The organism is Enterobacter sp. 61D5, from assembly GCF_034107965.1.
Taxonomy (GTDB): Bacteria; Pseudomonadota; Gammaproteobacteria; order Enterobacterales; family Enterobacteriaceae; genus Enterobacter; species Enterobacter cloacae_M.
Map to the genome: position 1 here is coordinate 1 of NZ_JAWNFK010000001.1, position 12,800 is coordinate 12,800.

The 12,800-nt window shown below is 53.3% G+C and carries 9 protein-coding genes and 10 pseudogenes; 8 read left to right on the forward strand and 11 right to left on the reverse strand.

The genetic code is table 11. The features are described 5' to 3' along the window. Positions 1-200 (forward strand): annotated as a pseudogene (locus UTM25_RS00005) (hypothetical protein); the annotation flags it as partial. Positions 201-477: 277 nt separating this feature from the next. Here the strand turns inward: UTM25_RS00005 and UTM25_RS22560 are convergent. Together UTM25_RS22560 and UTM25_RS00010 are read right to left on the reverse strand one after the other, a co-directional pair. Continuing rightward, positions 478-657, reverse strand: a complete 180-nt coding sequence (locus UTM25_RS22560) for an integrase core domain-containing protein (protein ID WP_194401940.1) — start codon at positions 655-657, stop codon at positions 478-480. A gap of 23 nt (positions 658-680) precedes the next feature. Continuing rightward, positions 681-1,181 (reverse strand): annotated as a pseudogene (locus UTM25_RS00010) (IS3 family transposase); the annotation flags it as partial. Between the two features lie 13 nt (positions 1,182-1,194). Here UTM25_RS00010 and UTM25_RS00015 point away from each other — a divergent pair. Next, a pseudogene (locus tag UTM25_RS00015) lies at positions 1,195-1,338 on the forward strand (IS91 family transposase); the annotation flags it as partial. 171 nt (positions 1,339-1,509) lie between these two features. On the opposite strand, the pseudogene UTM25_RS00020 reads toward UTM25_RS00015, so the two are convergent. From UTM25_RS00020 to UTM25_RS00030, 3 genes and pseudogenes are all read right to left on the reverse strand, one after another. Beyond that, positions 1,510-2,143: pseudogene (locus tag UTM25_RS00020) on the reverse strand (IS3 family transposase); the annotation flags it as partial. Positions 2,144-2,214: 71 nt separating this feature from the next. Next, positions 2,215-2,817, reverse strand: a complete 603-nt coding sequence (locus UTM25_RS00025) for a hypothetical protein (RefSeq protein ID WP_194401939.1) — start codon at positions 2,815-2,817, stop codon at positions 2,215-2,217. 50 nt (positions 2,818-2,867) lie between these two features. Next, positions 2,868-3,008, reverse strand: coding sequence for a transposase (locus tag UTM25_RS00030; RefSeq protein WP_194401938.1), 141 nt, complete (start codon positions 3,006-3,008; stop codon positions 2,868-2,870). Positions 3,009-3,081: 73 nt separating this feature from the next. Here UTM25_RS00030 and UTM25_RS00035 point away from each other — a divergent pair. Continuing rightward, positions 3,082-3,243: pseudogene (locus tag UTM25_RS00035) on the forward strand (Tn3 family transposase); the annotation flags it as partial. A gap of 25 nt (positions 3,244-3,268) precedes the next feature. Here UTM25_RS00035 and tnpC read toward each other — a convergent pair. The 3 genes and pseudogenes from tnpC to tnpA form a co-directional block, all read right to left on the reverse strand. Beyond that, positions 3,269-4,840 carry an IS66 family transposase gene (tnpC, locus tag UTM25_RS00040; RefSeq protein WP_320714110.1) on the reverse strand — a complete coding sequence of 524 codons (1,572 nt, stop codon included), beginning with the start codon at positions 4,838-4,840 and terminating at the stop codon, positions 3,269-3,271. Positions 4,841-4,859: 19 nt separating this feature from the next. Then, positions 4,860-5,206 (reverse strand): annotated as a pseudogene (gene tnpB, locus UTM25_RS00045) (IS66 family insertion sequence element accessory protein TnpB). After that, positions 5,203-5,856, reverse strand: coding sequence for an IS66-like element accessory protein TnpA (tnpA, locus tag UTM25_RS00050; RefSeq protein ID WP_320714111.1), 654 nt, complete (start codon positions 5,854-5,856; stop codon positions 5,203-5,205). The pseudogene tnpB and the gene tnpA overlap by 4 nt, the downstream one beginning before the upstream one ends. A 25-nt stretch (positions 5,857-5,881) precedes the next feature. On the opposite strand from tnpA, the pseudogene UTM25_RS00055 reads away from it, so the two are divergent. Together UTM25_RS00055 and UTM25_RS00060 are read left to right on the forward strand one after the other, a co-directional pair. Continuing rightward, positions 5,882-6,154, forward strand: a pseudogene (locus UTM25_RS00055) (Tn3 family transposase); the annotation flags it as partial. Next, a pseudogene (locus tag UTM25_RS00060) lies at positions 6,144-6,245 on the forward strand (hypothetical protein); the annotation flags it as partial. The pseudogenes UTM25_RS00055 and UTM25_RS00060, both read left to right, overlap by 11 nt. 512 nt (positions 6,246-6,757) lie before the next feature. Here UTM25_RS00060 and UTM25_RS00065 read toward each other — a convergent pair. Next, positions 6,758-7,714, reverse strand: a complete 957-nt coding sequence (locus tag UTM25_RS00065; RefSeq protein WP_151413103.1) for a GlxA family transcriptional regulator — start codon at positions 7,712-7,714, stop codon at positions 6,758-6,760. A gap of 115 nt (positions 7,715-7,829) precedes the next feature. Here UTM25_RS00065 and UTM25_RS00070 point away from each other — a divergent pair, with 115 nt between their 5' ends. Both UTM25_RS00070 and UTM25_RS00075 read left to right on the forward strand, forming a co-directional pair. After that, positions 7,830-8,831: an SLAC1 anion channel family protein gene (locus tag UTM25_RS00070; protein WP_151413104.1), complete on the forward strand. Its 1,002-nt coding sequence runs from the start codon at positions 7,830-7,832 to the stop codon at positions 8,829-8,831. 64 nt (positions 8,832-8,895) lie between these two features. After that, a complete protein-coding gene (locus tag UTM25_RS00075; RefSeq protein WP_151413105.1) occupies positions 8,896-9,222 on the forward strand; it encodes a DMT family transporter in 327 nt (108 codons plus the stop codon). A 151-nt stretch (positions 9,223-9,373) separates the two neighbouring features. Here UTM25_RS00075 and istB read toward each other — a convergent pair whose 3' ends face one another. After that, positions 9,374-10,156, reverse strand: a complete 783-nt coding sequence (gene istB, locus UTM25_RS00080) for an IS21-like element helper ATPase IstB (protein ID WP_151413106.1) — start codon at positions 10,154-10,156, stop codon at positions 9,374-9,376. After that, a pseudogene (gene istA, locus UTM25_RS00085) lies at positions 10,153-10,965 on the reverse strand (IS21 family transposase); the annotation flags it as partial. The pseudogene istA and the gene istB, both read right to left, overlap by 4 nt. A gap of 2 nt (positions 10,966-10,967) precedes the next feature. Here istA and UTM25_RS00090 point away from each other — a divergent pair. Next, positions 10,968-12,389 (forward strand): annotated as a pseudogene (locus tag UTM25_RS00090) (IS110 family transposase); the annotation flags it as partial. Positions 12,390-12,800 lie beyond the last annotated feature (411 nt).

Sequence of the window (12,800 nt, forward strand, 5' to 3'; positions counted from 1 at the left end):
CTTTTCCTACAGCTATTGTAATGTACACTGTATTTCTATCTCCGATGCTGCATGCCATCACCGGACCGCGGTTACAGCCTTTAGAAGGTTTGCTCTCCCGCCAGGCGGTGGAGCCTGAGCCTCTGGTGGAGCTCCACAACGTGAATCTTGACGCACCCTTCGCTTCACTGTCCGTAAGAGTGCAGCGAGAACCGTATTGACGGGGATGTGTTATTCAGTTGGCTGTGCTACTCTCCAGGGGAGGATTTCTGTATGACCGGATACATAGGTGACAGATCAAACCGGGAACATAGGTAACACTTTTAGTCTATCCGGAGCACACTCTCGGTTTTCCGGTCGTAGTACGCAAGCGTTATTCTATTAAAGATGATGGCCTGGAGGCCATCATCTTGTTCTTCCAGCATAATGTACTCGCCAGTCAGGGCTTCACTCAGGAACACTGTCCTTTTTTACCCATATAGAGTGTTCCCCTCGATTTTACTCTTTAGACCATCCCCCTGCCGGATCAGTGTATTCAGGAACCCTGCCATCCCATTGTCGGCTTGAGGGTTGCCACACCGTTCCGGGCGTTGCTCCCGCTAGGGCTTCATGCGGCCTTTCGTGGTTAAATTCTTCTCGGTAGTCACTGAACCACCGCTGTTGTTCTTCTATCGTCATGAAGGTGAATCGCCACGGATAATCTAGACACTTCCGAGCCGTTGATAATACTGGTTTTCATATTCTGTCGGTGACATCTGCTCGCTCGAACCATGCCGACGCTTACTGTTATAAAACATTTCGATGTAATCAAAAATATCGCTGCGGGCTTCCTCCCGCGTTCCGTAGATCTTTTTCTTTATCCGTTCGCGTTTCAACAACTGGAAAATGCTTTCTGCAACCGCATTATCGTGGCAGTTAACGCGACGGCTCATGCTGCCCTCCAGGACTTGTGATTTCAGGAACGACTGCCACTCATGGCTTGTGTACTGACTGCCCTGATCCGAATGAACCAGCACCTGTTTTTGGGGATTACGCCGCCATATAGCCATCAGCAGTTCGTTCAGGACAATGTCCTTTGTCATCCGGGATTGCATGGACCAGCCGATAATTTTGCGTGAGAACAGATCAACAACCACTGCAAGATACAGCCAGCCTTCGTGGGTCCTGATAGAGGTTATGTCGGTTACCCAACGCTGATCCGGAACATCCGGATTCAAGCAGTTCCTGCGGCGTGACCCGTTCGAATGCGTGCTGTGCGGCGGGACGATGGTTTACCGCCGGGCGGTGGCGGGCCTGAATGTGCAGGGGCTGAAAATCCACGCGCGGGACATCAGTCTGATGAGATATATCCCGGCGTGATGCAGGGAAGATCCGCCTTGCGCACTCTGGCAGCCTGAAAAATGACCTGGAAAAACACAGATTATCACCGGCCTGCGGAGCACAGACTGACCCGGAGGCATACGAATCAGGAGGAGGTTAAATTTTAACCACTACATTCACGGGCATGGAGAGTTTCAATTTCCTATACGTGAACTGTCGCTGGAGCCTGTTGGGCGACACGATACTGGCCTCGCCTTTACGTGCCCGCGGGCTCCGGTATCCGACCTGAGCCTTTATCCTGACTCGTTTCATCAGTCGCCAGACTCTGTTGACTCTGCACTGTTGCCCGCTGTCCCGCAGATCCAGATGGATCTTGCGATAACCATAGACGCATCCCTATTCCAGCCAGAACTGTTTAATCTGTCCTGTCAGTCTCAGGTCTGCCTGATGGCGTTGTGAATGCGGCTGCTGAAGCCAGGCGTAAAAGCCACTGGGATGAACATCCAGCACCCGACAGAGCAGGCGAACAGTCCAGCAACGGGCGTTGTCACGGATAAAGGCGTACCTCAGTCGGACAGTTTTGCGAAGTATGCCGCGGCTTTTTTAATATGTCCCGTTCGTCAGTAAACCGCTTCAGCTCTTTCTGGAGACGGCGGATCTCGGCCTGAGCATCTGACTGTTCTTTATGAGTGGAGGAATCCGGATCGTACTTCTTTATCCAGGCGTAAAGGCTGTGGGTGATGATATCGAGACGTGTTGCAACGCTGGAAACAGAATAACCACGATCAACAACCTGTTTGACTGCTTCAATTTTAAACTCTTCGGGATAACGCTTACCGCTCATGGGCACCTCTCTTTAAGCCATCTTAAATAACTCTGAGGTGTCAGTTAAACCCGTGGTGATTCATGGTGACCTCATCTGGCAAGATCCTTACATTGTGAAGCGTTAATCCCCGAATATACCTGAAGTGAAGTGTAGAGTTCTTTTCGCAAACTGCCACGCTGGCAGAAATCACAGGCCCCACCGGCGTCAACGTCAGAAATCTTAGCCCCCTGAGCGCCATCATAAACCCTGAAAGTCCCGGTAAAGACAGTGCCGGCCCCATAGTCAAAGCGTACCCTCACAATGCTCATTTTAGTGCCGGGAACCATACTAGAAGAAATAATCCCTGAGCTCTGTGGTCGCTCCCAGGCATTAGGTAGAAATGGATTTCCTTCCACAAAAGGAGGTTTCTCGTCAGGAGCTTCGCGGATAGCACGTTCCCGTAAATCAGATGCGCTCTCCAGCAGGCACAGTAATTCCGGTGAAATAAGTAAAGGGAGTCCGCCCCCCAGTTTTCCACGATAGATACCGCTTGGTTTAACACTCCTTTCCCATTTCAGAAAGCGCTCAACCGTTTCATGTGCTCTGTCCTGAGGATTTGCTTCAACAACTGAGGCCAGTAAAAATAAAAAAACGCCTAAAAAGCAGGTGGTTACCTTTTTCACATAATCTCTCGTTTGTTCAAGTTCTGTCATCTTGGGTCTCCTTTCACTGAAAGTTTAGACTCCCGAAAACCCGGTACGGTTCAGTTCTGAGCGACACCATTTTCTCGCGCTATTTTGGCGACGTTAGCGCCCGGGTGAGAAGCCTCTTCAACAATGCGAAGTTTGAAGTCGTTGGAATAAAAAGTACGGGATTCAGTTCGCCAGTCAGCTGCATTTTCCATGAATAGAACTCCATCTGATTTAGAAGGATCTCTAACCTAACGATCCCGCAACTAGAATCACAGACGGCAGTGGCTGGACGCTTACCCAAAACAAAATGGGCTTGCCAAAGCGCTGAGAGAGATTGGGCGCATCGAGCGAACACTGTTTATGCTGGACTGGTTTCGTGATCCGGGTCTGTGCCAGCGGGTACAGGCGGGGCTGAATAAAGGGGAGGCCCGTAATGCTCTTGGTAAGCGTCACATCCAGACCGTATTGACGCTTATGCAGATGTGAGATCGGTTTTCCACGGCAGCAGGTCGCGCAGCCGGTTTACCGGCCAGTCCTGGATATGTCCCAGGACATAGCGCAGCCACGCCTCCGGCTCCACACCATTCAGCCGGCAGGTGCCGATCAGCGAGTACAGGATCGCAGCACGTTCACCGCCCGCGTCTGAACCAGCGAAAAGCCAGTTCTTCCGGCCCAGGGCTACGCCACGTAGTGCGTTCTCCGCGATGTTGTTGTCGATCTCCGCCCACCCGTTGCTGCAGTACAGGTTTAACGCGTCCCACTGCTTCAGCAGGTAGGCGAACGCCTTCGCCGTATCCGAGTGGCGCGACAGCACCTTCATCTGTTCCTGTATCCAGTCATACAACGACTGCATCCGCGGTATGGCTTTGGCTTTTCTGGTCGCCAGCCTTTCCTCTGCCGGACTGCCGCGTATCTCCGCCTCGATGGCGTACAGTTCGCCGATGCGCCTCAGTGCTTCGGTTGTGATATCTGTTGGGAGGCGGACGTGGACGTCGTGGATTTTTCGGCGGGCGTGTGCCATACACGCCGCTTCGGTGATGCGGCCGTCTTCGTACAGCGCGTTGTAGCCACCGTACGCGTCCGCCTGCAGGATACCGCTGTACCCGGCAAGATGTTGCTGTGGATGCACGCCTTTCCGGTCCGGCGAGTACGCGAACCATACCGCCGGTGGAAGTTGTGACCCCGCGTTACGGTCATCCCGGACGTAGACCCACAGCCGGGCCGTGCGGGTTTTGCCGCTGCCCGGCTCCTGCACCTGCACAGGGATATCGTCGGTATGCACCTTACCCGGCATCAGCACGTACTGGCGAAGCAGGTCGTACAGCTGCTCCATCAGTTCGCTGACCGCGCCGGACCAGCGCCCCAGCGTGGCACGACTCAGTTCAACACCCTGACGACGGTATATCTCTGACTGACGATAGTGAGGCACATGTTCGGCGAACTTCGCCGTGACGATGCGCGCCAGCAGGCCGGGCCCCGCATAGCTGCGCTCAATGGGTTTTGAAGGCATGGGTGTCTGAACGATGTGGTCGCAGCTGCAGCAGGCCAGCTTCGGCCGCTGCGTTTCGATAACCTTAAAGGCGCTGCTGATAAGCTCGAGCTGCTCCGATACGTCGCAGCCCAGCGCAGTGAGCTCGCTACCGCATTCCGGACAGGCGGTTTCTGCCGGCGACAGCGTGCGGGTTTCTCGGGGAAGCGATGCCGGCAGCGGTTTGCGAGAGGAAGACTGGCGCAGCGGCTGGGGCAGTACCGGGTCATGCTGCTCTCCCAGCACCTCCGTCATCTCCTCCTGCAGGGCGCTGATGCGCTCCTCTGCCTCGCGCACCTGGCGCTGCGTTTTCTCACGCAGCTTTTCGGAGCTTTTGCCGAACTGCATCCGCTGCAGCTTAGCGACCAGCGCCTTCAGCCGGTTAATTTCGCTGGCGTATGCCGCCACCCGCTGTGAGAGCAGGCGGTTATACTCCGCCATTTTGCGGATGGTGGTCTGCTGCTCCTGCAGCAGCGCCCTGAGCCGGGCGTTTTCGTCAGGGTATGAGGTCTCCATAACCACACTTTACAGCAGGTTACAGGCGTATTCCAGGGCGTTCCGTTCGCTGCGGATGCTTCCAGTTAATGCCTTCCAGCAGCATGGACAGCTGCGCCGGCGTCAGGTGGATTTTGCCGTCGCGGGTCACCGGCCAGACGAAGCGCCCCCGTTCCAGGCGTTTGGTGAACAGGCACAGGCCGTCCCGGTCCGCCCACAGCACCTTTATCATGTCGCCGCGACGCCCCCGGAAGATGAACAGATGCCCGCTGAAGGGGTCATCCCGTAACGTGTTCTGCACTCTGGAAGCAAGGCCATTGAAGCCGTTGCGCATGTCCGTCACGCCGGCACCAGCCAGATGCGGGAGCCCGCAGGGAGTGATATCACCGGCATCCTCCCTGCATTTCCCGGATAAGCATCTGCAGCAGCTCTGGCGTCAGCTTTCCACTAATACGCAGCGTACCGGCGGGCAGAACCAGTTCGCAGCAGGGAGACTCTTCCGCAGAGGGTGTCAGCGGGCTGACCTGCCTTTCGGTAGCGGTCAGCGTCACAGGGAGCAGTGCTGGCGTGCTGGCCGGAGTCCCTGACAGTTCCTGCTGATAACGACGTCGCCAGTTGAACAGGAGATTGTCGTTAATGTTATTTTCACGGGCCAGCTGTGCCACGCTGACGCCGGGCTGCATCGACTGCGCCACCAGTGCGATTTTGAAGTCGCGGGGGAAGTTGGGACGTCGTGGTCGTTTGCGGGCGACAGGGATTTCGCAGAGCGCAGGGACTACGGGAAGAATGGACGATTTTCGGGAGTTCTGCCGGTAAAGGCGTTTATCCAGGTTTTTTGCGTTGATCCGTGGCGGCAAAGGCCAGGAGAGACCGGCTTTCCTGAAGCGAACAAAGAGATCGCAGGCCGTGGTTTTGGGGATGCCTAACCGGCGTCCGGCCTCAATGCGCGGCAGTTTTTCTTCAAAGTGGAGGCGAAGTACCTCGAGAAGGCATGTCCGGTGTTTCAAGCGATAGTGTCCATTAAAAATGATGGACACTATTTTCCCGGAACCGGAGCCTGCTGCACAGACGGTCTTTATGCATCGTCTGGGTGAAATCAGGGATCGTGGTCTGGAGAATCAGAGTTACCGCGCCAGCGGGCTAACGTTGCTGACAGCGGCGATCACGTTGTGGAACACGGTATATATAGAAAGAGCCATTGAGGCACTGAAACTAAAAGGTATCCCGATTAATGAGCAACTGGTATCTCATCTTTCTCCTCTGGGCTGGGAACATATCAATCTGAGTGGCGATTACGTCTGGCGTAATAATCTTAAGCTGGGGTCCACCATCTGAACTGGAACATTACTGTGAGCTGATTGGCGCATTAAAACTGCGATTGACGAATAAATCCGGTTGCCGTCTCAATACTGTTGCTGGAAGAGCAGGGGGTTCAGACCGCTCAGGAAGCCTGGAACGCTGATGTGTATCGGAAATCTTCCGGGCAGGATCGGTCAGGGCTGACAACCGAAAATTGATAGCACACCAGACAGGAGAAAAAGATACTGGTTTACGAAAGACGCTGAAACTTAGCACCACCAACATATGTCAGGATCCTTTGGCACAGTAAAGTGGCGGGAAATACTGCTAACTGCTCCTGTCAAAACATCAATGGCTGCACAATGTTGATGTGAGCCGCTCATCTATCCCCCCCTGCAAATACGATTTGAAGTCCTGACAACTGTCCGGGATTCAGATGAACGGCTCAGTTTGTGAGTCTGTCGCTATGTTGCGGGCTTGAATAACCCTGGCCAAACCTGACTACACAGGCTTTGCCAAATCTGAGTCCGTTCATATTAATCCACGTTTTAGATACAGGGAGGAGGGCATGCCTCCCCAGGGTTTACAAATGAATTTTATCCGTCAAATAACGGAACACGCTTATTCCGTAGCCGGATATCACACTGATGAAAAACGCTTTCGATAATCACGTGGCCTCACTCCGATACGCCGCATAAATGCCCTTCTGAACCCATCCGTATTTGCGTAACCGACTGTGCTGGCTAGGCGTTTGAGTGATACGTCCGCATCTTCGATTAGCCGTCTGGCCACATCGATTCGTGCCAGTTCGACAAATTCTGCAGGAGTCATCCCCACCTCGGTCTTAAAGGTACGTGCGAAGTTACGCTCGCTCATACCCGCGCGAGCGGCCAGGGTGGGGACGCTCAAATCGGATTTCAGGTGCTCCACAACATAATCCTGCACTTCTCTGATTACGCTGCGTTCGGCGGTTTGTGCAGCCAGTTGTGCGCTGAACTGCGCTTGCCCTCCAGGCCGTTTGAAGAACATCACCATTTCACGGGCAACGCTGAGCGCCAGTTTTCTCCCATAGTCTTCTTCGACCAGTGCCAAAGCCAGATCCATCCCCGCCGTGACCCCCGCAGAAGTGTAGAGATTGCCATCCTTGATATAGATGCTGTCCGGATGAACGTGCGTTTTTGGGTGTTCCCTTGCGAGTTTTGCGCTGCAATTCCAGTGAGTGGTGACATGGCGTCCGTCGAGCAGGCCAGCGGTTGCCAGAATAAAAGCACCACTACAGACCGAACCGATACGGCGTACGGATTTCATCTGCCGACGTAGCCAGTCCTGCAGTGCAGGATCAAGCGCAATTTCGTCGATGTATGGACTGCCAGCCACGAGCAAGGTGTCAATCTTGCCTTTACTGGTTTCGAAGGTTTTGTCGATGCCAATTTTTAAACCGTTTGAGCCTTTGATCATCCCCTTGCGAGTTCCGATCACTTCGACACTGTAGGCGCGTGGATTACCCAGTTGTCTGGCTGCTTCGGCAAAGACGTCAGCAGGGCCGACAACGTCCAACAGCTGTACCCGGGGGAATGCCAGGAGGGTTATGCGCATGATGTCTGTCCTCGTCGAGTCATTGGCTGAATATGTCGCTTAATGAACATATCAGCCAAAATATATTTGGCTGATAATAGATTCAACAGCAAATTCAGTCAAACAGGAGACTGCCATGAACTCTGCCTATACCCCCACCGTCGGTGCTTCTCAACTGGAAAAAAACAGCACGACATCCATCAAAAACCTGCCTGTTAATCTGTTCGGCTCAGTCATGGGCCTGGCTGGGCTGGCCCTCGCATGGCGCCTGAGTGGTCAGTATTACGGCATCGGCGGCGTCTTTGGTGAAGCGATTGGTGCGCTGGCCGGGATGGTATTTGTACTGCTGACCCTAGGTTACCTTATCAAATGGGCAAAACACCCGGGAGTGGTGAAGGCCGAGTTCAACCATCCGATTTCGAGCAACTTTTTTGGCACCGTCACCATTGCGCTGTTACTGCTTTCGGCAGTAGCAGCCCCCCACAACAAATTGCTTGGACAGGGACTCTGGATTCTGGGCAGTGCACTGACGGTATTGCTCGCAGGTCTGGTGGTTTCACGTATGTTGTCGGGCAATCAGGATCCATTAAATGCAGTGCCTGCTTGGCTGATTCCGGGGGTTGCAACTCTCGATATTGCAGTAACCGGTGAGCACATACAAATGATCTGGGCTGCTGAGTTCAACCTGTTTGCCCTTGCAGTGGGTGCAGTACTGGCAATGGTTTTTTTCACCCGGATTTTTCAACGGCTGGTGCATGAGACGATGTTGGCCAAAGGCATGATGCCTTCACTGATGGTTCTGATAGCACCCTTTGAAGTCGGTTTCCTTGCATACACCAGCGTGTTCGGCGAGACAGACCGTTTTGCCAGCGTATTGTTCTACTTCGGCCTGTTTCTGTTCGTGATATTGAGCTTCAAAATTTTTCGTCGCGATGTGCCCTTTTCCCCGTCATGGTGGGCAATCAGCTTTCCCGTTGCGGCCCTGAGCAATGCCGCGCTTAAATATGCACATGCCCGGGAAAATACCGTTTTGATGGCAATCGCTGCTGTAATTCTGCTGCTTCTTACTGCGGCACTGACCGTGTTGTTGGTCAAAACCCTTATCAGCCTGTTCAGCGGCAAACTGTTGACGGACTGATCATTTACCTCCCTTTAGCGCGCCTTAACCGGCTGCCTTTTTATCATCACACAGGTTTCATCAAATGGCTTATAACACATCCTGGTTACTGCTGATCTGTGCCGGATTTCTGGAGATTTTATTTGCAGTCGGCTTGAAATCTGCAAATGGGCTTGAGCGACCATGGCTAATGCTGGGTACGCTCTTAACGCTGTCGGGCAGTTTGTGCCTGCTGACGATAGCGTTACGGGTTTTGCCTGTAGGAACCGCCTATGCGGTCTGGACCGGTATTGGCGCTGCCGGGACAACCATCGTCGGAATGTTTTGGATGGGGGATACTGTAACGTTCTGGAAACTTGTCTGCATCGGCATGATCCTGCTGAGCGTCGCAGGATTACGCTGGGCAACTTAAACAGAGCAAATACTTAATTTAATCGATGATCTTGACCCGCCATCTCCGGACAGCTTTTGTATCTTAAGTTAACGATGCCCGCTGCTGTCAACAACGGGTAAAAAGTTTTCCACTTATATCTCCACCGGCGGTCTAATATTGATCCACCGTTTTACTCAGGATTAGCTTCAGCGATAACCCCGGCCTTTCGTTTCTGTTTCAGTCGATAGCTCTCTCCTTTTATTTGAACAACGTGTGAGTGGTGCAAGATCCGGTCCAGCATCGCGGATGTTAGCGCCGCATCACCGGCGAACGTCTGATTCCACTGCCCGAACGGCAGGTTGGAGGTCAGGATCATCGCGCTCTTTTCATAACGTTTGGCGATGACCTGGAAGAACAGCTTTGCTTCTTCCTGGCTGAACGGCAGATAGCCTATTTCATCGATGATGAGCAGCTTTGGCGCCATCACGCCACGGTGAAGCGTTGTTTTATAGCGCTCCTGGCGTTGTGCCGTGGACAGCTGAAGCAACAGATCTGCCGCCGTAGTGAAGCGAACCTTGATACCCGCCCGTACCGCTTCGTAGCCCATGGCTATTGCCAGATGCGTTTTCCCCACGCCGGATGGCCCCAGCAACACGATGTTTTCGTTCCGCTCTATGAAGCTCAGTGAACGCAACGACTGGATTTGCTTCTGTGGAGCACCGGTGGCGAAGGTGAAGTCATACTCCTCGAACGTTTTCACTGCCGGGAAGGCCGCCATCCGGGTATACATCGCCTGTTTACGATGATGCCGGGCCAGTTTTTCCTCATGAAGCAGATGCTCCATGAAGTCCATATAGCTCCATTCCTGATCCACAGCCTGTTGCGACAGAGCAGGTGCGGCGCTGATAAGGCTGTCCAGTTGCAGCTGTTCAGCAAGTACCATCAGGCGTTGATGTTGCAGCTCGACCATCATGCGACTCCTCTGCTGAACGTGTCATAGATAGACAGCGGATGATGCAGTGGCTGTCTGTCGAAGGTCACCAGGCTTTCGCCTACCTGCACGTCATACTGTTTTTTCTCCGGCGGCAGAGCCAGCATGGACTGCTGTTCTTCGATCCAGCGATCGCACGGGCGGGTCTGGATAGTTTCATGTTTCCGCTGGTTGGCAACATCGTGCAACCAGCGCAGGCCGTAGCGGTTGGCTGTTTCAACGTCAACGGTGATCCCCATCGGGCGCAGGCGCGTCATTAGCGGGATGTAGAAGCTGTTGCGGGTGTACTGCACCATCCGCTCCACCTTGCCTTTAGTCTGTGCCCTGAAGGGGCGACACAGCCGTGGAGAGAAGCCCATCTCTTTGCCGAACTGCCACAGGGATGGATGGAACCGGTGCTGGCCGGTCTGGTAAGCATCACGCTGTAGCACTACTGTTTTCATATTGTCGTACAGCACTTCCCGCGGCACACCACCGAAGAAGCTGAACGCATTGCGGTGGCAGGCTTCCAGCGTGTCATAGCGCATGTTATCAGTGAACTCGATATACAGCATTCGGCTGTACCCCAGAACGGCAACGAACACATGCAGGGGGGACTTGCCGTTTCGCATGGTCCCCCAGTCAACCTGCATCTGCCGTCCGGGCTCGGTTTCGAAGCGAACGACAGGCTCCTGCTCCTGAGGGATAGCGAGTGAACGTATGAACTCTCTCAGGATGGTCATACCACCACGATAACCCTGCTCCATGATCTCGCGGGCGATAACCGTCGCAGGAATTTTATAAGGGTGGGCACCCTGCCCCGATATCTGCTGATTATCATGAGTACATTGCCAGCCGTATGACTCTGCTTCAGTCCAGACTTGAAGAGGTCAATGCTATAGCTGCCCTTGGTGAACTGCCCTATGTGGAAATATCCGACAACGGCGTAAAAGTCTCTCCGCTGGATGACTGCGTTCCGGCACAGGTTTAACCGCTGGCAGAACTGGTTTACAGCATGCTGCCGCGACCTAAAATCACGGAAATTCTCGACGAGGTAAACAGCTGGACTACGTTTACCCGTCATTTTTCGCATATAAAAAATGACATTACTCGTCCCGATACCCGCCTGCTCCTCACCACCATTCTTGCGGATGGCATCAATCTTGGCCTGACCAAAATGGCAGAAGCCTGCCCCGGGAGCACCAAATCATCACTCGAAGATATTCAGGCATGGTACATCCGCGACGAAACCTATCCAGCCGCTCTTGCAGAGCTGGTAAATGCGCAGGGTAAAAGACCACTGGCGGCATTTTGGGGAGACGGAACAACGTCATTATCAGAAGGACAGAATTTCAGAACAGGCAGCTCAGGCCGCTACGCAGGGCAGGTTAACGCGAAATACGGGCAGGAGCCTGGACGTCAGTTTTATACCCATATTTCTGATCAATACAGTGCTTTTTACAACTGCATAATCAAATCAGGGAAAAATGATGCAGCTGATGCACAGGCTATCTGTGAAGCGGTTCGTCGCCCACACATGCGATTTGTACCAGTTAAGGATGAAAGCCAGCAGGCGATGCAGTGCCTGCACCGCACTCGTCAGGGATTTATCGAAGAGAAAACAGCAACGTATAATCGCCTGCGAGGATTGATATCTGAATTCGGCGTCATCGCGCCACAAAGTACGGATGCCCTGCGTCACATGGTTTCTCAGCAGAAGAGCTCTTTGCCACTTCAGGTTCAGCAATGTGTTGATGATTTGCTGGAGCACGTTGCTCGCATCGAAGCCAACATAGCTGAATATGACCGAATTTTGTCCCGCATGGCCAAAACAGAGCATCGCAGTCAGCGGCTGATGGAGCTGAAGGGGGTTGGCCCCACAACAGCCTGTGCGCTGGTCGCCAGTATAGGTAATGCACATGATTTTAAGAATGGGCGCCAGCTGGCAGCCTGGCTGGGGCTGACGCCATCGCAGTACAGCAGCGGCGGAAAGTCAAAGCTTGGCAGGATAACGAAAGCTGGCGATTCGTATCTGCGAACGCTTCTTGTACAGGGGGCTCGTTCAGTGCTAATTGGTGCTGAGAAAAGGACTGACTCATTCAGCAGTTGGGTTTGTATGTTGGTTGAGCGCAGAGGATACTGGAGGGCTGTTGTGGCCATCACCGCCAAAAACGCGCGGCTATGCTGGGCATCACTACATTACGGTGATGATTTCCGGCTGTACTCAGCCTACTAAAGCTCGAAGCAGTATAACCATCTGACCTGCAATTCGTTGATGATAAAGGGTTGGACCCCGTGAGGCCTATCTGGCTATTGTACAGGATATACGTATCCGCTTAACGAACAAGAACCTCACGCGCGTCTTTCATCAGGGCCCGAATCGATGACGATTCAACATGGCCGTTTATAGTACCGCAGTTTCTCCCCTTTATTTTTACTGAAGAGCAGACAGAAACCATAAAACCGGCGTTGACATGCCGGGGAAGCCCTTATAGTACAATAATTTTCGATATCCAAACTGACCCTAAAGTAGGGCTCAGGGCATGCAAACCATCGGAGCTGCGCAACAGTGAGGCTCGCCATGAAAGGGCGCTACTGATATTGCTTCAATTTAATAATATTGATTTAATTTTTTATATTTGTTTTT

Bases quoted from the DNA above. Each gene is read 5' to 3' on its own strand.
- UTM25_RS22560 (WP_194401940.1), bottom strand. From the start codon at position 657: ATGACGATAGAAGAACAACAGCGGTGGTTCAGTGACTACCGAGAAGAA.
- UTM25_RS00025 (WP_194401939.1), bottom strand. From the start codon at position 2,817: ATGACAGAACTTGAACAAACGAGAGATTATGTGAAAAAGGTAACCACC.
- UTM25_RS00030 (WP_194401938.1), bottom strand. From the start codon at position 3,008: ATGGAAAATGCAGCTGACTGGCGAACTGAATCCCGTACTTTTTATTCC.
- tnpC (WP_320714110.1), bottom strand. From the start codon at position 4,840: ATGGAGACCTCATACCCTGACGAAAACGCCCGGCTCAGGGCGCTGCTG.
- UTM25_RS00065 (WP_151413103.1), bottom strand. From the start codon at position 7,714: ATGCGCATAACCCTCCTGGCATTCCCCCGGGTACAGCTGTTGGACGTT.
- UTM25_RS00070 (WP_151413104.1), top strand. From the start codon at position 7,830: ATGAACTCTGCCTATACCCCCACCGTCGGTGCTTCTCAACTGGAAAAA.
- UTM25_RS00075 (WP_151413105.1), top strand. From the start codon at position 8,896: ATGGCTTATAACACATCCTGGTTACTGCTGATCTGTGCCGGATTTCTG.
- istB (WP_151413106.1), bottom strand. From the start codon at position 10,156: ATGATGGTCGAGCTGCAACATCAACGCCTGATGGTACTTGCTGAACAG.